The following is a 19,923-nucleotide window of genomic DNA, read 5'->3' on the forward strand; positions in this document are numbered from 1 at the left end:
AATAAGTTATGTCGCACTTATTTCGTGAAAGGCATACCCAGTTGAGTAAGCAATTCACGGGACTCTTCATCCGTTTGAGCGGTTGTCACAATAACGATGTCCATACCGCGAATCTTGTCCACCTTGTCGTACTCAATCTCAGGGAAGATCAGTTGCTCTTTCAGTCCGAGCGTGTAGTTGCCGCGTCCGTCGAATGCTTTGGAGGATACTCCGCGGAAGTCACGAACACGAGGCAGAGCCACATTAAAGAGTTTATCCAAGAAATGGTACATGCGCTCGCCGCGCAGCGTCACTTTCGCACCGATCGGCATGCCTTCACGAAGCTTGAAGCCTGCGATCGATTTTTTAGCACGGGTAACAACTGGCTTTTGGCCGGCGATGGTTTGCAGATCTTCCACAGCGCTATCCAGCACCTTGGAGTTTGCAACGGCGTCGCCTACCCCCATGTTGATAACCACTTTCTCGATTTTCGGCACCTGCATAACGGTGTTGTAGCTGAATTTTTGCATCAGCGAAGGGGTGATTTCGTTCAGATAACGATCTTTCATTCTAGCAGTCATGCAACTTGGACCTCCTTTCCGGTTTTATCGTTTAGTCGATTACTTCGCCAGACGCTTTCGCGATCCGTACTTTAGTTCCATTGTCCAGCACTTTGTAGCCTACGCGAGTCGGCTTGCCGCTCTTCGGATCGATGAGCATGACGTTCGATACGTGGATCGAAGCTTCTTGCTCGATGATTCCGCCTTGCGGGTTTTGCTGAGAAGGCTTGGAGTGCTTCTTCACCATGTTGATCCCTTCGACCAAAACGCGGTTTTGACGCGGGTACGCAGCGATGACGCGGCCTTTTTTGCCTTTATCTTTACCAGTGATAACAAAGACAGTGTCGTCTTTTTTCACGTGCAGTTTGTTATTATGCGTTTCAAGCTTTTTCTTTGGATTCGGCATGTTCGAGTACACCTCCTAAGTAACGGATGGGACATCCGCTTGTCTCGACCTTGGTGCCTGCCGGGAGATTAGATAACCTCGGGAGCCAAGGAAACGATTTTCATGAAATCTTTATCGCGAAGTTCACGAGCAACCGGCCCGAAGATACGGGTACCGCGCGGGCTCCTGTCGTCCTTTACGATAACAGCAGCATTCTCGTCAAATGTGATGTAGGAACCGTCTTTCCGGCGTGCACCACGCTTGGTGCGAACGATAACGGCCTTCACTACGTCGCCTTTTTTGACAACGCCGCCTGGTGTTGCTTCTTTAACGGAACAAATGATCAGGTCTCCGATGTTAGCTGCGCGACGACCGGTTCCCCCAAGAACACGAATACACATCAGTTGCTTGGCGCCAGAGTTGTCGGCTACATGCAGACGGGATAGAGGTTGAATCATTTGGGTGACCTCCTTTCAGGCTTCACTGGATCTATAGTTTCTTTTAGTTAGCGTTCTGGTTAAATGATTACAGCTTCTTCTACAATTTCAACCAGTCTCCACCGCTTGTCTTTGGACAGCGGACGAGTTTCCATGATCCGTACGACGTCGCCGATTTTGGCTTGGTTGTTCTCGTCATGCGCTTTGAACTTCTTCGTATATTTGATCCGCTTGTGATACAGATCGTGCTTTTTGTAGGTTTCAACAGCTACGACGATGGTTTTGTCCATCTTGTCGCTGACTACTTTGCCGATTTGCTCTTTACGATCGTTACGCTCGCTCATGAAATAGCCTCCTTTCTTATATCTGGTTCGACTTAGCTAATGCCCAGTTCCCGTTCACGCAAAATGGTTTTGGCACGCGCGATTTCTTTCCGTACAGTGCGGATTTGAGTCGGGTTATCCAGCTGGCCGGTAGCCAGTTGAAAGCGGAGGTTAAAGAGCTCTTCTTTAAATCCGGCGATCTTTTGCTCGATCTCAGCAGTGGTTAAGTTGCGAATATCACTAGCCTTCATTTGCTTCACCACCCACTTCTTCACGTTTCACAAATTTCGTTTTAATCGGCAGTTTGTGTGCAGCAAGACGCATAGCTTCACGAGCAACCTCTTCGCTTACACCAGCCAGCTCAAACAAAATTTTTCCGGGTTTTACGACCGAAACCCATTTTTCCACGTTACCTTTACCGCTACCCATCCGTACCTCGAGAGGCTTTTGAGTGATCGGCTTGGAAGGGAAAATCTTGATCCATACTTTACCGCCACGCTTGATGTAACGGGTCATGGCAATACGGGCAGCTTCAATTTGACGGTTCGTAATCCACGACGGCTCCAGAGCTTGGAGACCGTATTCGCCGAATGCGACTTCCGTGCCGCCTTTTGCGTTGCCTTTCATGCTACCGCGATGCTCTTTGCGGTGTTTTACACGCTTAGGTACTAACATGATTAGTTGCCTCCTTCCTTGTCAGCTTTCTTCTTAGCTGTCGGAAGAACCTCTCCGCGATAAATCCATACTTTCACGCCGATCCGGCCGTAAGTGGTATGTGCTTCAGCCGTACCGTAGTCGATGTCCGCACGCAGGGTGTGAAGAGGAACGGTTCCTTCGCTATAACCTTCCGTACGAGCGATTTCCGCTCCGCCGAGACGACCGCTAACCGATGTCTTGATCCCTTTTGCACCGGATCTGAGCGAACGTTGAATCGCTTGTTTCATCGCGCGACGGAACGATACGCGACGCTCCAGCTGCTGAGCGATGCTCTCTGCTACGAGAACGGCATCAAGGTCAGGGTTTTTGATCTCGGAAATGTTGATGTGTACTTTCTTGTTGGACAGGTTGGCAATGTGCTGGCGGATGATTTCTACTTCGGAACCGCCTTTGCCGATAACCATACCGGGCTTCGCAGTGTGGATAGTTACATTCACACGGTTAGCCGCACGCTCGATATCGATATGGGAAACGGAAGCGTCTTTCAGTTTCCCTTTCAGGTACTCACGGATTTTGACGTCCTCGAGGAGCAGATCTCCATAATCCTTGTCTGCGTACCACTTGGATTCCCAGTCGCGGATAACACCAATTCTCAATCCGATTGGACTTACTTTTTGACCCACACGTTATCCCTCCTTATTTTTCAGATACCACCAAGGTGATGTGGCTGGTACGTTTGTTGATCCGGCTTGCACGGCCTTGTGCACGGGGGCGGAACCGTTTGATCGTCGGCCCTTGGTTCACGTAAGCCTGGGTGACCACCAGCTTGTTCGGATCGAGCTGATGATTGTGCTCCGCATTCGCGATGGCTGCGTTCAGAATCTTCTCCACAACCGGCGACGCCGAACGGGGAGTGTGACGCAGGATAGCGATCGCTTCTCCCACTTCCTTGCCGCGGATCAAGTCGATCACGAGCTGCACTTTGCGGGGTGCGAGACGGATATATCTTGCATTAGCAGTTGCTTGCATGTGTGTACCTCCTCTCAACTGTCTAAATTACGTTCCGACGCAATTAGCGTCTGCCGGTCTTCTTGTCGTCGTCCGTATGTCCTCTGTAGCTACGAGTAGGAGCGAATTCGCCAAGCTTATGTCCGACCATATCTTCCGTTACATATACCGGCACGTGCTTACGGCCGTCATATACGCCGAACGTGTGTCCAACGAATTGCGGGAAAATAGTGGAGCGGCGCGACCAAGTTTTGATGACGATTTTCTTGTTGGACTGATCCGCCTCTTCTACTTTCTTGAACAGGTAGCTGTCGACGAAAGGTCCTTTTTTCAAACTGCGACCCATGGATGTTCCTCCCTTCCAACCTTACGATAATGTGTATTACTTCGTGCGACGACGAACAATATACTTGTCGGAAGCTTTGTTCTTTTTCCGGGTTTTGTAGCCCAGTGTCGGCTTGCCCCAAGGAGACATCGGGGATTTACGGCCGATCGGAGCGCGACCTTCACCACCGCCGTGCGGGTGATCATTCGGGTTCATGACGACACCGCGAACTTCCGGACGCTTGCCGAGCCAGCGGGAACGGCCTGCTTTACCGATTTTGATAAGTTCGTGGTCCTGGTTGCCTACGGAACCGATCGTAGCGCGGCAAACTTTGAGAACGCGGCGCACTTCACCGGAAGACAAACGGATGGTCACGTACTGCTCTTCTTTACCGAGAAGCTGAGCTTCGGTACCAGCTGCACGAACAAGTTGTCCGCCTTTGCCAGGCTTCAGCTCGATGTTGTGGATAACCGTACCGACCGGGATGTTCTCCAGCGGAAGCGCGTTTCCGATCTTGATGTCAGCGCCTGTGCCAGATACGATCACGTCGTTCACCTTCAGCCCTTGCGGAGCGAGGATGTAACGCTTCTCACCGTCAGCATAGTGGATCAGAGCGATGTTAGCTGTCCGGTTCGGATCGTATTCAATCGTAGCAACGCGGCCAGGTATTCCATCTTTGTTCCGCTTGAAGTCGATGATCCGGTACTTGCGCTTGTGTCCGCCGCCATGGTGACGTACGGTGATTTTGCCTTGGTTGTTACGGCCTGCCGTTTTGCTCAGAGGTGCGAGCAGCGATTTCTCCGGCTGGTTCGTAGTGATTTCTTCAAAAGTCGAAACGGACATACCGCGTCTTGCCGGCGATGTCGGTTTGTATTTTTTTATTGGCACGTGGTTTCCCTCCTAACTTTGCGAAATGGCTTAAACCGATTCAAAGAACTCCAGTTCTTTGCTTTCCGGGCTTAAGGATACGATGGCTTTCTTCCATTCGGAAGTGTAGCCGTTATAACGGCCGTAGCGCTTCGGCTTAGCCGGCATTCTCATCGTGTTTACTTGCAGAACTTTTACTTTGAAGATCTGCTCTACGGCTTGCTTGATTTCCGTCTTGTTGGCGCGAAGATCGACTTCGAAGACGTACTTCTTGTCAGCCATCATCTCGCTCGAACGTTCGGTAATCAGCGGACGCTTGATAATGTCACGAGGATTTTTCATTACGCAAGAACCTCCTCTACTTTCTCTACAGCTTCCTTCGTAATGATGAGCTTATCGTGAACCAGTACGTCCAGTACGTTGATTCCTTCAGCCGTAACAAACTTGATTCCCGGAATGTTACGAGCGGACAATGCCACGTTTTCGTCAAAGCTCGGCGCAACCACGAGGGCTTTGCGGTCAACTTTGAGGTTTTTGAGAATCGCAACGATTTCTTTCGTCTTCGGCTGAGTCAGTTGGAGTTGATCCAACACGATAATTTCGTTCTCTACGACTTTGGAAGAGAGAGCGGATTTGATCGCCAGACGGCGAACTTTCTTAGGCAGTTTGTAAGCGTAGCTGCGAGGAGTCGGTCCGAAGACAATCCCGCCGCCTTTCCATTGAGGAGCACGAATGCTACCCTGACGGGCACGTCCGGTTCCTTTTTGTTTCCAAGGCTTGCGGCCGCCGCCACGAACTTCAGAGCGCCCTTTTACCTTGTGCGTCCCTTGGCGCTGGGAAGCTTGCTGCATCAGAACAGCATCGCTCAGCACATGCTTGTTCGGCTCAATTCCGAATACGGAATCGTTCAGCTCGATCTCGCCCACTTGTGCTCCGCTAACGTTGTACAATGCTACTTTTGGCATGGTTATCCTCCTTTCTGTTCCTTATTGTTTTACTGTCGAAAGTACGCTGACGAAGCTGTTCTTCGGTCCAGGAATCGATCCTTTTACGAGGATAACATTGCGCTCAGCATCAACTTTGACAACTTGCAGGTTTTGCAGGGTAACCGTCTCGTTGCCCATGTGTCCCGGAAGGTTCTTGCCCTTCGGTACGCGGTTCGCTTGGATCGAACCCATCGAACCCGGTCCACGGTGGTAACGCGAGCCGTGAGACATCGGTCCACGGGATTGGTTGTGGCGCTTGATAACACCTGCGAAGCCTTTACCCTTGGAAGTGCCAGTCACATCGACAAATTCGCCTTCGCTGAACACGTCAGCTTTGAGCTCTTGGCCAACTTCAAAATCTGCCAACTGAACTCCGCGAATTTCTTTAATGTAGCGCTTAGGTGTGGTCCCTGCTTTTTTGGCATGACCAGCTTCCGGCTTGTTAGCACGGTTTTCTTTCTTATCGGCGAAACCAAGTTGAATGGCTTCGTAGCCGTCGTTCTCCACGTCTTTCTTCTGCAGAACCACGCAAGGCCCAGCTTGGATGACCGTTACGGGAACAACGTTACCTTCAGGTGTAAAAACTTGAGTCATTCCCAGTTTTTTACCTAAGATACCTTTAGTCATGTTGACACCTCTTTTCCTTTTCGCTTTGCTTCATCTATTACAACTTGATTTCAATGTCTACGCCAGACGGCAGATCCAAACGCATCAGCGCATCTACAGTTTGCGGCGTCGGGCTAACAATGTCGATCAGGCGCTTGTGTGTGCGCATTTCGAATTGTTCCCGCGAATCCTTGTACTTGTGAACCGCGCGCAAAATGGTGATCACTTGCTTCTCAGTCGGAAGCGGGATCGGCCCGGATACTCCTGCGCCAGAACGCTTTGCCGTTTCCACAATTTTTTCTGCGGATTGATCAAGAATTCTGTGGTCGTATGCTTTCAAACGGATACGAATTTTTTGCTTTGCCATATAAGTCCCTCCTTCTATCGCCCAAATTATGTTCGGACATACTCCGCGAAAATCTCCAGACCACCGACCCATGGCAAAGGGCCCGGGTGTGTCAGCAACCTCTCGCATCATCGCAACGTCACAGACCAACGTTCACTATTATAGTAAATGTGCGGAGGAAAAGCAAGGATAATTGAAAAAAACTTCAACTCCGAGGAGTTGAAGTTTTTTGGAAGCCGCAAGGGCTATTACTTGCTGATGGAAGCAACGGCGCCAGCGCCTACTGTACGGCCGCCTTCGCGGATAGCGAAGCGAGTTCCTTCTTCGATAGCGATCGGAGCGATCAGCTCAACCGTAACCGTGATGTTGTCGCCAGGCATAACCATCTCAGTGCCTTCCGGCAGCGTGATAACACCAGTTACGTCAGTTGTCCGGAAGTAGAACTGCGGACGGTAGCCAGTGAAGAACGGCTTGTGACGGCCACCCTCTTCTTTGGTCAGGACGTAAACTTGAGCGGTGAAGTTCGTGTGCGGCTTAACCGAACCCGGCTTAGCCAGTACTTGTCCACGCTCGATGTCTTTACGGTCAACGCCACGGAGCAGAGCACCGATGTTGTCGCCCGCTTGAGCGGAGTCGAGGAGCTTACGGAACATCTCAACGCCGGTTACAACCGACTTGCGAGTTTCTTCCGCGATCCCTACGATCTCGATTTCGTCGCCAACTTTAACAGTTCCACGCTCTACACGGCCCGTAGCAACGGTACCGCGGCCTGTGATCGAGAATACGTCCTCGACCGGCATCAGGAACGGCTTTTCGGTTTCGCGCTCAGGAGTCGGGATGTAGCTGTCGATTTGCTCGAACAGCTCAACGATCTTGTTAGCCCACTCGCCGTCCGGGTTCATCAGCGCTTCACGAGCGGAACCTTGGATGATCGGAGTGTCGTCGCCCGGGAACTCATATTCGTTGAGCAGGTCGCGAACTTCCATTTCAACGAGCTCGAGCAGCTCAGCGTCTTCAACCATGTCGCACTTGTTGAGGAATACGACGATGTAAGGTACGCCTACCTGACGGGAGAGCAGGATGTGCTCGCGCGTTTGCGGCATAGGGCCGTCAGCAGCGGATACAACCAGGATCGCGCCGTCCATTTGAGCCGCGCCGGTGATCATGTTTTTAACATAGTCGGCGTGACCAGGGCAGTCTACGTGAGCGTAGTGGCGGTTCGGAGTCTCGTATTCCACGTGGGAAGTCGAGATGGTGATTCCGCGCTCGCGCTCTTCCGGAGCTTTGTCAATTTGGTCGAATGCGAAAGCTGTGCCGCCGTATTTCTTAGCAAGAACGGTAGTGATAGCTGCAGTCAGGGTTGTTTTACCATGGTCGACGTGACCGATGGTACCGATGTTAACGTGCGGTTTATTACGCTCGAATTTAGCCTTAGCCATGACAAGCGATTCCTCCTTAATAGTAGCTGATTTTTATATTAAGCGCCTTTAGCCTTCGCAATGATCTCTTCAGCGATCGACTTCGGCACTTCTTCATAATGCGAGAGTTCCATCGAGAATACGCCACGACCCTGGGTTCCAGAGCGGAGGACAGTGGAAAATCCGAACATCTCGGACAACGGAACCTTCGCACGAACGATTTGCGAACCGGAGCGGCTGTCCATGCCCTCGATCCGACCGCGACGGGAGTTGAGCATTCCCATTGCATCGCCCATGTACTCTTCCGGAACCGTAACTTCCACTTTCATGATCGGCTCGAGGATGACAGGATTACACTTGTCTTTGGCTGCTTTGAGCGCCATCGAACCGGCAATCTTAAACGCCATCTCGCTGGAGTCGACATCGTGGTAGGATCCGTCGAAGATGGTTGCTTTGATATCGACGAGTGGGAAGCCGGCAAGTACGCCGTTCTTCATGGACTCTTCGATACCAGCTTGTACCGGAGCAATGTATTCTCTCGGTACGACACCGCCGACAATCTTGTTCTCGAACTGGAATCCGGTACCGGCTTCCAGCGGCTCGAACTCGATCCAAACGTGCCCGTATTGGCCGCGTCCGCCGGACTGGCGAACGAACTTGCCTTCCACCTTCGCAGGTGTGCGGAACGTCTCGCGGTAAGCAACTTGCGGTTTGCCAACGTTGGTTTCTACGCGGAATTCGCGAAGCAGACGGTCAACGATGATTTCAAGGTGGAGCTCGCCCATCCCTTGGATAATCGTTTGGCCGGTTTCTTCATCCGTGTAGTAACGGAACGTCGGGTCTTCTTCTGCCAGCTTCGAGAGGCCTACGCCCATCTTGTCCTGGTCAGCTTTGGTTTTCGGTTCAACGGCGATCTCGATAACCGGTGCCGGGAAGTTCATGGACTCCAGGATAACCGGGCTCTTCTCGTCGCACAGTGTGTCGCCTGTAGTCGTATCCTTCAGACCGACAGCTGCTGCGATATCACCGGAATAAACTTCGCTGATCTCTTGACGGCTGTTGGCATGCATCTGCAGAATGCGGCCTACGCGCTCGCGCTTGCCTTTGGTTGCGTTCAGCACGTACGAACCGGATTGCAGAATACCGGAGTATACGCGGAAGAACGTCAGGCGGCCGACGTAAGGGTCGGTTGCGATTTTGAAAGCGAGTGCCGAGAACGGCTGGTCGTCGGCGGATTTACGAGTAACTTCCGTCCCGTCTTCCAGAACACCTTTGATGTCCGGTACGTCAACAGGAGCCGGCAGGTAGCTGACAACGGCATCCAGCATAAGCTGAATCCCTTTGTTCTTATAGGAAGAACCAGCAATTACCGGGAAGATCTTAACATCGATCGTTCCTTTGCGAAGAGCGGCCTTGATTTCCTCTTTGGTGATTTCTTCGCCTTCGAGGTATTTCATGGTCAGATCTTCGTCCAGCTCAGCGACTTTTTCAATCAGCTCAGTTCTGAGCTCAGCCGCTTTTTCCTTGTATTCGTCCGGAATCTCGGTTTCTTCGATTTCCTTGCCCAGATCGTCCTTGTAAATGTAAGCTTTCTCTTCGATCAGGTCGATGAGACCGGTAAAGTCGCTCTCTGCACCGATCGGAAGCTGAATAGCTACCGCATTTGCTTGGAGTCTGTCACGCATCGTTTCGATAACGTGGAGGAAGTCGGCACCAATGATGTCCATCTTGTTTACGTATGCAATCCGAGGTACCGAGTAACGGTCCGCTTGTCTCCAAACGGTCTCAGATTGAGGCTCAACGCCTTCTTTCGCGCTGAAAACCCCTACAGCCCCATCCAGTACACGCAGGGAGCGTTCCACTTCGACGGTAAAGTCTACGTGGCCGGGTGTGTCGATAACGTTGATGCGGTGACCTTTCCACTGAGCGGTCGTCGCGGCAGACGTAATCGTAATGCCGCGCTCCTGCTCTTGCTCCATCCAGTCCATCGTAGCTGCACCTTCGTGAACTTCCCCGATTTTGTGGGTACGTCCGGTGTAGAACAGGATCCGTTCGGTCGTGGTGGTCTTACCGGCGTCAATGTGCGCCATAATCCCGATGTTGCGTGTATCTTTTAAGGAGAACTCTCTTGCCATGGTTATGTCTCCTTTCGTAAGCTCCACTCAATCCTACCAGCGGTAGTGAGCAAACGCCTTGTTGGCTTCCGCCATTTTGTGCGTATCTTCGCGCTTCTTCACGGAAGCGCCGGTGGCGTTGCTGGCGTCGATGATTTCAGCAGCCAAACGCTCTTGCATCGTCTTCTCTCCGCGGAGGCGGGAGTAGTTGACGAGCCAGCGCAATCCAAGAGAAACACGGCGTTCCGGTTTCACTTCGATCGGTACTTGGTAGTTAGCACCGCCGACACGGCGAGCCTTTACTTCCAAGACAGGCATAATGTTCTTGATTGCTTGTTCAAATACTTCCATAGGATCCTTGCCAGTGCGTTCTTGAATCGCTTTGAAAGCATCATACAGGATCGTTTGGGCAGTACCGCGTTTGCCGTCGATCATGATGCGGTTGATCAGACGAGTGACCAGCTTGCTGTTGTAGATCGGATCCGGCAATACGTCTCTGCGAGTAACGGGACCTTTGCGTGGCATAGTTATCCCCCTTTCTTTCGTTGTGGGTTACGATCTAGGATCGATTATTTTTTCTCCTTCGGACGCTTCGTTCCGTACTTGGAGCGAGCTTGCTTCCGGTTGTTCACGCCAGCCGTATCGAGCGCACCGCGCACGATGTGGTAACGAACACCAGGAAGGTCCTTGACACGGCCTCCGCGAACCAGCACGACGCTGTGTTCTTGCAGGTTGTGGCCGATCCCCGGAATGTAGGCAGTAACCTCTACGCGGTTGGTCAGACGAACACGCGCGTATTTCCGAAGAGCCGAGTTAGGTTTCTTAGGAGTCATAGTCCCTACACGAGTGCAGACACCGCGCTTCTGAGGAGCGCTCAAATCCGTTTCTTCTCTTTTCAGTGCGTTGAAGCCTTTTTGAAGAGCAGGGGATTTGGACTTGTAAACCTTAGCTTGACGTCCCTTACGAACCAATTGGTTGATTGTTGGCATTCTGGCACCTCCTTCCCATATTCGTGACAAGAGTCATCTTGCACTGTTTCCGCCGCAAGCCCACAGAGCCAGGTGAGTCATAAAAACACACGAGAAAAGTTTTTGCTAACGGGAGTACGGCATGAAATATCTTTCATGAAGTACCCCCGAAAACAAAAACACGGTTATCCTTCAGCCCTTATCGCAACCATGGCCGCGCCAACTTCGATTCCGCATGCTTTGCCAAGCTGCTTCATCGAATCCACATAAGTGATCTGCACGCCCATCTTCTTGCAAAGGTTGACCATTTTCATCGTGATTCTCGGATCCGCATCTTCGGCGATAAACACCTCGGACGCTTCGCCAAGCTCCACCATTCTTGTTGCCTGCTTTGTGCCAACGCTTAATTGTACCGCCTGTTTCACTTTATCATAAGACATTCTAGAATATCCTCCAAAGCACAGGAATCCAATATGAAACGGCACACTTCGATATATTAGCAAATGCTATATGCTGTGTCAAGAAGGTTTCCCGACTTTTTATCGGGAGACCTTCTTGCTTGCAGCAGCTTTACTTCTGATTCAGTACCGCTTCGCTTTCGCTCGCTTCGCCGTCCGTAGCTTGCTCCGCATCCAGCACTTCTTCTTCCGGAGCGTTCGGATCGGTGATCTTGACATTCCGATAGCGGGCCATCCCCGTTCCTGCCGGGATGAGCTTACCGATAATGACGTTCTCCTTGAGGCCGAGCAATTGGTCGACCTTGCCCTTGATCGCGGCATCGGTCAGGACACGAGTGGTCTCCTGGAACGACGCAGCCGACAGGAAGGAGTCGGTTTCGAGAGAAGCCTTGGTAATACCGAGCAATACCGGCTTCGCCACAGCGGGCTCTTCACCTGCAACCAGCGCAACACGGTTAGCGGCCTCGTATTCATGAAGGTCAACAAACGCGCCAGGCAGGAGCGTCGTATTGCCGCTGTCGACAACACGGATCTTCCGCAGCATCTGACGAACCATGACTTCGATGTGCTTGTCGTTGATCTCAACGCCCTGGTTCCGGTAAACGCGCTGAACCTCTTGCAGAATGTAGTTCTGCACGCCGCGAATGCCTTTGATGCGCAGCATGTCTTTGGGGTCGATAGAGCCGTCCGTCAGCTCGTCGCCTGCTTCGATATGCTGGCCTTTGGTTACGCGGATACGGGAGCCGAAGGTGACCGAATAGACCTTAGTCTCGGCCTCGCCTTGCACTTCGATCTCGCGGCGGTCTTTGGCTTCGCGGATGTCCTTGACGATCCCGTCCACTTCGGTGATGATCGCCTGGCCTTTCGGGTTCCGGGCTTCGAACAGCTCCTGAATACGCGGCAGACCTTGGGTGATATCGTCGCCGGCTACGCCGCCGGTATGGAACGTACGCATCGTGAGCTGGGTTCCCGGCTCGCCGATGGATTGGGCAGCGATGATGCCGACTGCTTCACCGATTTCGACGTGCTGGCCGGTGGCCAGGTTCCGTCCGTAGCACTTCTTGCAGACACCGTGACGAGCGCGGCAGCTGAGCACGGAGCGGATCTGAAGCTTCTCGATGCCCGCGTCAATGATGGCGTCCGCGATATTGGATTCGATCAGCTCGTTGCGATTCACGATGATCTCGCCGGTTTCCGGATGGCGGATGGTCTCGAACGAGTACCGGCCTTCGATCCGGTCGAAGAGATCCTCGATCACCTCTTTGCCGTCCTGGATCTTGCTGACTACGAAGCCTTTGTCCGTGCCGCAATCCTCTTCGCGGACGATAACGTCCTGTGCGACGTCGACGAGACGACGGGTCAGGTAACCCGAGTCCGCGGTCCGCAGAGCCGTATCGGCCAGACCTTTCCGCGCACCGTGCGTGGAGATAAAGTACTCCAAGACGGTCAGGCCTTCGCGGAAGTTCGACTTGATCGGCAGCTCGATGATCCGGCCGGACGGGTTCGCCATCAGACCGCGCATGCCGCCGAGCTGGGTAATCTGCGATTTGTTACCCCGCGCTTTGGAGTCGACCATCATCATGATGGAGTTGTACTTGTCGAGGGACTTCATCAAGATATCGGTGATTTCGTCCTTCGCCTTGCTCCAGATCGCGATGACGCGGTCGTACCGCTCTTCGTCGGTGATGAGACCGCGGCGGTACTGGTTGGTGACGACGCGTACCTTCTCCTCAGATTCCTCGAGGATCCGGTTTTTCTCAGGCGGTACGGTAACGTCCGCAACTGCAATTGTGACGCCCGCCTTCGTCGAATAGGTGAAGCCCAGCTCCTTGATCCGGTCAAGGATGATGGATGTTTGAGTCGTATGATAACGGCGGAAGCACTCGGCGATAATGGTCCCGAGGTATTCCTTGCCGATCGCCATCTTGTCTTGGGATTCCCGAATCCGCTCTGCCAGGTCGGCCCCTTTGTCGACAACGAAGTATTCGTCCGGTGTGCCGAGCAGCAGGTTCTTCTTGCTGGCTTCGTTAATGTAAGGGAATTCCGCAGGGAAGATCTCGTTGAAGATGATCTTGCCGATGGTCGTAATGAGCATGCTCTGCTGCTGCTGCTCCGTAAAGCAGGTCTTGTTCAGCTTCTTGGCTGGAATGGCCACGACTGCATGCAGCGAAGCAATGCCGCGCTGGTACAGCGAGACGGCTTCCTGGATCGAGCCGATAATCATGCCGCTGCCTTTGGCTTCCTTGTTGGACATGGTCAGGTAATACGAACCCAGAACCATATCCTGCGAAGGCGTAACGACCGGCTTGCCGTCCTTCGGGTTCAGGATGTTGCCGGCTGCGAGCATCAGCAGACGGGCTTCCGCCTGCGCTTCAGCGGACAGCGGAACGTGAACCGCCATCTGGTCGCCGTCAAAGTCGGCGTTATACGCCGTACAGACGAGCGGATGGAGCTTTATGGCGCGGCCTTCCACTAGGATCGGCTCGAACGCCTGGATCCCCAGTCTGTGTAGCGTGGGGGCACGGTTCAGCAGAACCGGGTGTTCCTTGATCACTTCTTCAAGAACATCCCATACATCCGCACTGCTGCGCTCGACTTTGCGCTTTGCGCTCTTGATGTTATGAGCCAGGCCCTTGTTGACCAGCTCTTTCATCACGAACGGCTTGAACAGCTCAAGCGCCATTTCCTTCGGCAGTCCGCACTGGTACATCTTCAGGTTCGGGCCTACGACGATTACGGAACGGCCGGAATAGTCAACCCGCTTCCCGAGCAGGTTTTGACGGAAACGTCCCTGCTTTCCTTTGAGCATATGGCTGAGCGATTTGAGCGGACGGTTACCGGGACCGGTAACCGGACGGCCGCGGCGGCCGTTGTCGATCAGGGCGTCGACGGCCTCCTGCAGCATCCGCTTCTCGTTCTGCACGATGATGTCCGGCGCCCCCAGATCAAGCAGACGCTTGAGCCGGTTGTTCCGGTTGATAACGCGGCGGTACAGATCGTTTAGGTCGGACGTAGCGAAGCGTCCGCCGTCCAGCTGAACCATCGGGCGAAGCTCCGGCGGGATGACGGGCAGAACGTCCAACACCATCCACTCCGGCAGGTTTTTCGAGTTGCGGAACGCCTCGATGACCTCGAGACGCTTGATCGCGCGGTTGCGGCGCTGGCCTTGCGCGGTCTTGAGCTCTTCCTTGAGGGTTTCCAGCTCCTTCTCGATGTCCAGATCTTGAAGAAGCTTCTTGACGGCCTCGGCACCCATGCCGGCCTGGAAGGCGTACCCGTACTTCTCACGGTAGCTGCGATATTCCTTCTCGGACAGGAGCTGCTTCTTCTCGAGCGGTGTATCGCCAGGGTCGGTCACCACGTAAGATGCAAAATAGATGACCTCTTCCAAGGAACGGGGAGACATGTCGAGGGCCAGGCCCATCCGGCTCGGAATGCCTTTGAAATACCAGATATGCGAGACAGGAGCGGCCAGCTCGATGTGGCCCATGCGCTCCCTCCGCACCTTCTGGCGGGTTACCTCGACGCCGCAGCGATCGCAGACGACGCCTTTGTAACGAACCCGCTTATATTTGCCGCAGTGACATTCCCAGTCCTTCGTCGGCCCGAAAATCTTCTCGCAGAACAAGCCTTCCTTCTCCGGCTTGAGCGTTCTGTAGTTGATCGTCTCCGGTTTTTTGACCTCGCCTCTCGACCAAGACCGGATCTTCTCCGGCGATGCCAATCCGATCTTCATGTATTCAAAGTTGTTCACGTCGATCAAGGAGCAACCCTCCTTAAAATATACTTGCTATACCTTGCGCATGATCGTGTCTATAGAAGGTGGAAGGTTATTCCATACCCATTTCTTCGCCTTCGAGATTCAGGTTCAGCTTGTCGCTTCCCGTTTCGTCTTCGTCGTCGATTTCTTTCATCTCGATCTCTTCCTCGTTCTCGGAGAGGATCTTGACGTCCATCCCCAGACTCTGCAGCTCTTTAATGAGAACCTTGAACGATTCCGGAACGCCAGGTTCCGGCACATTCTCTCCCTTGACGATCGATTCGTACGTCTTCACGCGGCCGACCACGTCGTCCGACTTGACGGTGAGAATCTCTTGCAGGGTATAGGCCGCGCCGTAGGCCTCGAGAGCCCAGACCTCCATCTCCCCGAACCGCTGGCCGCCGAACTGGGCTTTTCCGCCGAGTGGCTGCTGCGTAACGAGAGAGTACGGACCGGTAGAACGGGCGTGGATTTTGTCGTCAACCATGTGCGCGAGCTTGATCATGTACATGACGCCGACGGTGACTTCCCGCTCGAACGGTTCTCCCGTCCGGCCGTCATACAGCACGGTCTTGCCGTTGCGCTGCATACCCGCTTCTTCCATCGTATCGAAGACGTCGGTCTCGTGCGCCCCGTCGAAGACCGGCGTGGCGACGTGAATGCCGAGATACTTGGCGGCCATGCCGAGATGGACCTCGAGCACCTGCCCGATGTTCATCCGGGAAGGAACGCCGAGCGGGTTAAGCACGATTTCGACCGGTGTACCGTCCGGCAGGAACGGCATATCTTCTTCCGGCAGCACGCGGGAGATAACCCCTTTGTTTCCGTGACGTCCCGCCATCTTGTCGCCCTCGGAGATCTTCCGCTTCTGGGCGATATAGACGCGGACCAGCTGGTTAACGCCGGGAGGAAGCTCGTCGCCGTTCTCGCGGGTGAAGACCTTCACGTCGACGACAATGCCGTCGGTACCGTGCGGAACGCGCAGGGACGTGTCGCGAACCTCGCGCGCCTTCTCGCCGAAGATCGCATGCAGCAGGCGCTCTTCCGCCGTCAGCTCGGTTACGCCCTTCGGCGTCACCTTGCCGACCAGAATGTCGCCGGCGCCGATCTCGGCCCCGATGCGAATGATGCCGCGCTCGTCGAGATTGCGGAGCGCTTCTTCCCCGACGTTCGGGATGTCGCGTGTAATCTCTTCCGGACCAAGCTTGGTATCGCGAGCTTCGGATTCGTATTCTTCAATGTGGATCGACGTGTACACGTCTTCCTTGACGAGCTTCTCGCTCAGCAGGATAGCATCCTCGTAGTTGTAGCCTTCCCAGGTCATGAACGCTACGACGACGTTACGACCGAGCGCCAATTCGCCCTGCTCGGTCGAAGGACCGTCCGCCAGAATGTCGCCTTTCTTGACGATATCGCCTTTCTTGGCGAGCGGACGCTGGTTGATGCACGTGCCCTGGTTGGAGCGCATGAACTTGTGCAGCTTGTATTTCACGAGATCGCCGTTCACGACCTTGCCGTCGACCGTCTCCTGACGGCGCAGCCAGATCTCGTTCGCCGACGACTTCTCGATGACGCCGTCATACTTGGACACAATGCAGACGCCCGAGTCCTTAGCCGACTTGTGCTCCATGCCGGTTCCGACGAGCGGAGCCTTCGGCACGAGAAGCGGAACGGCCTGACGCTGCATGTTCGAACCCATGAGCGCACGGTTGGAGTCGTCGTTCTCGAGGAACGGAATCAGCGCCGTCGCGACCGAAACGACTTGCTTAGGCGAAACGTCCATATAGTCGATGCGTTCTTTGGGCAACGTAAGGATGTCGTCCTTGAAACGCACGATGACGCTATCGTTGACGAATGTGCCGTCTTCGGCCAGCTCGGCGTTCGCCTGGGCAACGACGTAGTTGTCCTCTTCATCGGCGGTCAGATAAGAAATTTTATCGGTCACCTTGCCGGTGTTCGGATCCACCCAGCGGTACGGAGCTTCGATGAAGCCGTACTCGTTGATGCGCGCGAACGTAGACAGGGAGTTGATCAGACCGATGTTCGGACCTTCCGGAGTCTCGATCGGACACATCCGGCCGTAGTGGGAGTGGTGAACGTCGCGAACCTCGAAGCCTGCGCGCTCCCGAGTCAGACCACCCGGTCCAAGTGCCGAAAGACGGCGCTTGTGCGTCAGCTCGGCGAGCGGGTTCGTCTGGTCCATAAACTGGGACAGCTGGGAGCTGCCGAAGAACTCCTTGATCGACGCAATGACCGGACGAATGTTGATCAGCGCCTGAGGCGTGATAACGTTGGCGTCCTGAATGGACATCCGTTCGCGCACGACGCGCTCCATCCGGGACAGACCGATCCGGAACTGGTTCTGCAGCAGCTCGCCTACGGAGCGCAGGCGGCGGTTGCCCAGGTGGTCGATGTCGTCGGTGTTTCCGATGCCGTGCAGCAAGTTTATAAAGTAGTTAATCGACGAGATAATATCAGCCGCCGTAATATGCTTGACGGATTTGTCGATTACACCGTTCGAGATGACCTTGATCACCTTGCCGTCTTCGATCGGCGAGAACACGTCTACGCACTGGAGCGGAATATTCGCATTCTCGGTGACGCCTCCGGCAACCTGAAAATCGGACAGGCCGACGCCGTTCTCGAGGTGAGGCAGAATTTGATCGAGCAGACGGCGGTCGAGCACTTGACCGGTCTCGGCCAGAATCTCGCCCGTCTCCGGATCGAACAGCGTCTCTGCGAGTCGCTGGTTGAACAGACGGTTCTTGATGTGAAGCTTCTTGTTTATTTTGTAACGGCCGACATTGGCCAGATCGTAACGCTTTGGATCAAAGAAACGGGCTACAAGCAGACTTCTCGCGTTGTCGAGAGTCGGCGGCTCGCCCGGACGCAGGCGCTCGTAGATCTCGATGAGAGCTTTGTCCGTGGAATCCGTATTGTCTTTGTCGAGCGTATTGCGGATGTACTCGTCGTCGCCGAGGAGGTCAAGAATCTCCGCATCCGTCCCGAAGCCAAGCGCGCGAAGCAGCACGGTTACCGGGATTTTTCTTGTACGGTCGATCCGGACATAGATGATGTCCTTCGCGTCCGTCTCCAGCTCGAGCCAAGCACCGCGGTTCGGGATGACCGTCGCGGTATACGTCTTCTTACCGTTTTTATCTATCTTGGTGCTGTAATAGACACTAGGGGAGCGAACTAGCTGACTGACGATAACCCGTTCCGCACCGTTGATAATGAAAGTGCCGGTTTCCGTCATGAGAGGGAAATCTCCCATGAATACTTCCTGCTCTTTCACTTCCCCCGTTTCCTTGTTGATCAGGCGAACCTTCACACGCAAGGGAGCTGCGTACGTTACGTCGCGCTCTTTGCAGTCATCGACCGTATACTTAGGCTCGCCTAAGCTGTAATCGATGAACTCCAACACTAGATTCCCCGTGAAATCCTGAATCGGCGAGATATCCTGGAACATCTCCCGAAGTCCTTCTTCCAAAAACCATTCATATGATTTTTGTTGAATTTCAATCAGGTTAGGGATCTCCAGCACTTCGTTAATGCGAGCGTACGATCTGCGACTGCGCCGACCAAACTGAACTTGATGACCCGCCAACTTTCTTCACCCCTCGTGACTACTTGAAATGTCTTGCAAATGAGAAAACATCCATCACGGCCCCTTTCTTGCGAAAGCGACCGTAGGAAGGAATTCTCTCATTCAAGCGTCCCCCGCTGGACAAGCCGACGGTTCCGCTTTATAATCTGAGAAAAACCATCGAACGAATTTTTCCTCAGACACAGCCGCCATGGGCGACCGCTTGTATTGGACTTAAGAAGCTCAGCGATAGGCAAAGCTTCCTTCACACAGAAAGCTTCGTGCAGCAACGGTTCCTGGCATATCCTAAAAATCAGTATACCCCGGCAGCCATTCCATAATCTCCCTCCGGTATATTCTCCGAAAATTTCAATCTGTGAGAAGTTCTCTCCTCTTAGATCAACGTCCTCGTGAACCTGCATCCGAAAAAAGACTTGACATTTTAACCAACTAAAGACACAAAGCCCATTTTATACTGACATTTTATAATAATACCACGTACAAAGTCCAGAGTCAAGGAAGACCTGGTATTACGGGCGACGGCACCGAAAGATCCGGAACCCCTTCGCCTTATTCGCCTCCTGCACGGATGCAAAGAGACTTTCCAGCTTGGCGAACGCCGAGGGTGCTCCCTGTTTCTTCTGGATGACTACCCATAGTTCCCCTCCCGGCTCCAGGCACTCTCTCGCCTGCTCGAAGATGCCGTGGACGACCTCTTTGCCTGCCCGAATGGGAGGATTCGTCAAAATGCAATGGAACCGTTCCTCTTTCACGGCCTCCAGCATATTGCTTTGCAGTACCCGTACATTGGAAATCTCGTTCCTTCTTGCATTCTCACGAGCCAGCTCAACCGCGCGTTCATTGATGTCCACCATGGTTACGCTCCCCGCCTCCGCTAGGTGGGCAGCGGTAAGGCCGATCGGTCCATAGCCGCACCCGACATCAAGCACCTTGGCATCCTGCGGGATCTCCATTGTGTCGATCAGCAGCTTGCTTCCGAAATCGACTCCTTTTTTGGCGAATACGCCGGCGTCTGTCCAGAAGGTGAACGTCCTTCCTCGCAGCGTCTCCCGGATTTGCTGACGGTCATGGCCCGATGCCGGGCGCGCACTGTAGTAATGATCGCTCATCGCGCTGCCT

The 19,923-nt window shown here is 53.7% G+C and carries 22 protein-coding genes; all 22 read right to left on the reverse strand.

The genetic code is table 11. The features are described 5' to 3' along the window. Positions 1–17: 17 nt before the first annotated feature. Positions 18–560, reverse strand: coding sequence for a 50S ribosomal protein L5 (rplE, locus tag KJS47_RS23430; RefSeq protein WP_213528288.1), 543 nt, complete (start codon positions 558–560; stop codon positions 18–20). A gap of 31 nt (positions 561–591) precedes the next feature. After that, positions 592–945 (reverse strand): 50S ribosomal protein L24, encoded by a 354-nt coding sequence (rplX, locus tag KJS47_RS23435; protein WP_213528290.1) that lies wholly within the window; start codon positions 943–945, stop codon positions 592–594. Between the two features lie 68 nt (positions 946–1,013). Further along, entirely contained in the window at positions 1,014–1,382 is a 369-nt protein-coding gene (gene rplN / locus KJS47_RS23440; protein WP_213528292.1) for a 50S ribosomal protein L14, read from the reverse strand. Between the two features lie 59 nt (positions 1,383–1,441). Next, entirely contained in the window at positions 1,442–1,705 is a 264-nt protein-coding gene (gene rpsQ / locus KJS47_RS23445) for a 30S ribosomal protein S17 (RefSeq protein ID WP_213528294.1), read from the reverse strand. A 32-nt stretch (positions 1,706–1,737) separates the two neighbouring features. Further along, a complete protein-coding gene (rpmC, locus tag KJS47_RS23450) occupies positions 1,738–1,935 on the reverse strand; it encodes a 50S ribosomal protein L29 (protein WP_213528296.1) in 198 nt (65 codons plus the stop codon). Next, on the reverse strand, positions 1,925–2,359 hold the full coding sequence (gene rplP / locus KJS47_RS23455; protein ID WP_213528298.1) for a 50S ribosomal protein L16: 435 nt from the start codon (positions 2,357–2,359) through the stop codon (positions 1,925–1,927). Before rplP ends, rpmC begins: the two co-directional genes overlap by 11 nt. Positions 2,360–2,361: 2 nt before the next feature. Beyond that, positions 2,362–3,024 carry a 30S ribosomal protein S3 gene (gene rpsC / locus KJS47_RS23460; protein ID WP_213528300.1) on the reverse strand — a complete coding sequence of 221 codons (663 nt, stop codon included), beginning with the start codon at positions 3,022–3,024 and terminating at the stop codon, positions 2,362–2,364. Positions 3,025–3,037: 13 nt separating this feature from the next. Continuing rightward, the gene (rplV, locus tag KJS47_RS23465) at positions 3,038–3,370 is read right to left on the reverse strand and encodes a 50S ribosomal protein L22 (protein ID WP_213528302.1); all 333 of its coding nucleotides are present in this window, start codon (positions 3,368–3,370) and stop codon (positions 3,038–3,040) included. Between the two features lie 43 nt (positions 3,371–3,413). Continuing rightward, entirely contained in the window at positions 3,414–3,695 is a 282-nt protein-coding gene (gene rpsS / locus KJS47_RS23470) for a 30S ribosomal protein S19 (protein WP_213528304.1), read from the reverse strand. 36 nt (positions 3,696–3,731) lie between these two features. Continuing rightward, positions 3,732–4,562 (reverse strand): 50S ribosomal protein L2, encoded by an 831-nt coding sequence (gene rplB / locus KJS47_RS23475; RefSeq protein WP_213528306.1) that lies wholly within the window; start codon positions 4,560–4,562, stop codon positions 3,732–3,734. A 30-nt stretch (positions 4,563–4,592) separates the two neighbouring features. Next, positions 4,593–4,883 carry a 50S ribosomal protein L23 gene (gene rplW / locus KJS47_RS23480; RefSeq protein WP_213528308.1) on the reverse strand — a complete coding sequence of 97 codons (291 nt, stop codon included), beginning with the start codon at positions 4,881–4,883 and terminating at the stop codon, positions 4,593–4,595. After that, positions 4,883–5,506, reverse strand: a complete 624-nt coding sequence (gene rplD / locus KJS47_RS23485; protein WP_213528310.1) for a 50S ribosomal protein L4 — start codon at positions 5,504–5,506, stop codon at positions 4,883–4,885. Before rplD ends, rplW begins: the two co-directional genes overlap by 1 nt. Positions 5,507–5,527: 21 nt before the next feature. Continuing rightward, entirely contained in the window at positions 5,528–6,154 is a 627-nt protein-coding gene (gene rplC, locus KJS47_RS23490) for a 50S ribosomal protein L3 (RefSeq protein WP_213528312.1), read from the reverse strand. 37 nt (positions 6,155–6,191) lie between these two features. Continuing rightward, positions 6,192–6,500, reverse strand: coding sequence for a 30S ribosomal protein S10 (gene rpsJ, locus KJS47_RS23495; RefSeq protein WP_213528314.1), 309 nt, complete (start codon positions 6,498–6,500; stop codon positions 6,192–6,194). Positions 6,501–6,727: 227 nt separating this feature from the next. Further along, the gene (tuf, locus tag KJS47_RS23500; protein WP_213528316.1) at positions 6,728–7,918 is read right to left on the reverse strand and encodes an elongation factor Tu; all 1,191 of its coding nucleotides are present in this window, start codon (positions 7,916–7,918) and stop codon (positions 6,728–6,730) included. Between the two features lie 38 nt (positions 7,919–7,956). Beyond that, a complete protein-coding gene (gene fusA, locus KJS47_RS23505; RefSeq protein ID WP_213528318.1) occupies positions 7,957–10,032 on the reverse strand; it encodes an elongation factor G in 2,076 nt (691 codons plus the stop codon). A gap of 33 nt (positions 10,033–10,065) precedes the next feature. Continuing rightward, on the reverse strand, positions 10,066–10,536 hold the full coding sequence (rpsG, locus tag KJS47_RS23510) for a 30S ribosomal protein S7 (RefSeq protein WP_213528320.1): 471 nt from the start codon (positions 10,534–10,536) through the stop codon (positions 10,066–10,068). Positions 10,537–10,580: 44 nt separating this feature from the next. After that, positions 10,581–11,000: a 30S ribosomal protein S12 gene (gene rpsL, locus KJS47_RS23515; RefSeq protein ID WP_213528322.1), complete on the reverse strand. Its 420-nt coding sequence runs from the start codon at positions 10,998–11,000 to the stop codon at positions 10,581–10,583. A 164-nt stretch (positions 11,001–11,164) separates the two neighbouring features. After that, entirely contained in the window at positions 11,165–11,419 is a 255-nt protein-coding gene (locus KJS47_RS23520; protein ID WP_213528324.1) for a 50S ribosomal protein L7ae-like protein, read from the reverse strand. A gap of 130 nt (positions 11,420–11,549) precedes the next feature. After that, complete coding sequence (gene rpoC / locus KJS47_RS23525) at positions 11,550–15,200, reverse strand: DNA-directed RNA polymerase subunit beta' (RefSeq protein WP_213528326.1); 3,651 nt, start codon at positions 15,198–15,200, stop codon at positions 11,550–11,552. A gap of 67 nt (positions 15,201–15,267) precedes the next feature. Beyond that, positions 15,268–18,804: a DNA-directed RNA polymerase subunit beta gene (gene rpoB / locus KJS47_RS23530; protein ID WP_213528328.1), complete on the reverse strand. Its 3,537-nt coding sequence runs from the start codon at positions 18,802–18,804 to the stop codon at positions 15,268–15,270. A gap of 509 nt (positions 18,805–19,313) precedes the next feature. Then, positions 19,314–19,913: a class I SAM-dependent methyltransferase gene (locus KJS47_RS23535; protein WP_213528330.1), complete on the reverse strand. Its 600-nt coding sequence runs from the start codon at positions 19,911–19,913 to the stop codon at positions 19,314–19,316. Positions 19,914–19,923 lie beyond the last annotated feature (10 nt).

The sequence above is a fragment of the Paenibacillus sp. J31TS4 genome, from assembly GCF_018403265.1.
In the GTDB taxonomy this organism is placed as follows: domain Bacteria; phylum Bacillota; class Bacilli; order Paenibacillales; family NBRC-103111; genus J31TS4.

What these genes read in the sequence shown, in the direction of transcription:
- rplE (WP_213528288.1), bottom strand. Translation starts at nt 560, where the DNA reads ATGACTGCTAGAATGAAAGATCGTTATCTGAACGAAATCACCCCTTCG.
- rplX (WP_213528290.1), bottom strand. Translation starts at nt 945, where the DNA reads ATGCCGAATCCAAAGAAAAAGCTTGAAACGCATAATAACAAACTGCAC.
- rplN (WP_213528292.1), bottom strand. Translation starts at nt 1,382, where the DNA reads ATGATTCAACCTCTATCCCGTCTGCATGTAGCCGACAACTCTGGCGCC.
- rpsQ (WP_213528294.1), bottom strand. Translation starts at nt 1,705, where the DNA reads ATGAGCGAGCGTAACGATCGTAAAGAGCAAATCGGCAAAGTAGTCAGC.
- rpmC (WP_213528296.1), bottom strand. Translation starts at nt 1,935, where the DNA reads ATGAAGGCTAGTGATATTCGCAACTTAACCACTGCTGAGATCGAGCAA.
- rplP (WP_213528298.1), bottom strand. Translation starts at nt 2,359, where the DNA reads ATGTTAGTACCTAAGCGTGTAAAACACCGCAAAGAGCATCGCGGTAGC.
- rplV (WP_213528302.1), bottom strand. Translation starts at nt 3,370, where the DNA reads ATGCAAGCAACTGCTAATGCAAGATATATCCGTCTCGCACCCCGCAAA.
- rpsS (WP_213528304.1), bottom strand. Translation starts at nt 3,695, where the DNA reads ATGGGTCGCAGTTTGAAAAAAGGACCTTTCGTCGACAGCTACCTGTTC.
- rplW (WP_213528308.1), bottom strand. Translation starts at nt 4,883, where the DNA reads ATGAAAAATCCTCGTGACATTATCAAGCGTCCGCTGATTACCGAACGT.
- rplD (WP_213528310.1), bottom strand. Translation starts at nt 5,506, where the DNA reads ATGCCAAAAGTAGCATTGTACAACGTTAGCGGAGCACAAGTGGGCGAG.
- rplC (WP_213528312.1), bottom strand. Translation starts at nt 6,154, where the DNA reads ATGACTAAAGGTATCTTAGGTAAAAAACTGGGAATGACTCAAGTTTTT.
- rpsJ (WP_213528314.1), bottom strand. Translation starts at nt 6,500, where the DNA reads ATGGCAAAGCAAAAAATTCGTATCCGTTTGAAAGCATACGACCACAGA.
- tuf (WP_213528316.1), bottom strand. Translation starts at nt 7,918, where the DNA reads ATGGCTAAGGCTAAATTCGAGCGTAATAAACCGCACGTTAACATCGGT.
- fusA (WP_213528318.1), bottom strand. Translation starts at nt 10,032, where the DNA reads ATGGCAAGAGAGTTCTCCTTAAAAGATACACGCAACATCGGGATTATG.
- rpsG (WP_213528320.1), bottom strand. Translation starts at nt 10,536, where the DNA reads ATGCCACGCAAAGGTCCCGTTACTCGCAGAGACGTATTGCCGGATCCG.
- rpsL (WP_213528322.1), bottom strand. Translation starts at nt 11,000, where the DNA reads ATGCCAACAATCAACCAATTGGTTCGTAAGGGACGTCAAGCTAAGGTT.
- KJS47_RS23520 (WP_213528324.1), bottom strand. Translation starts at nt 11,419, where the DNA reads ATGTCTTATGATAAAGTGAAACAGGCGGTACAATTAAGCGTTGGCACA.
- KJS47_RS23535 (WP_213528330.1), bottom strand. Translation starts at nt 19,913, where the DNA reads ATGAGCGATCATTACTACAGTGCGCGCCCGGCATCGGGCCATGACCGT.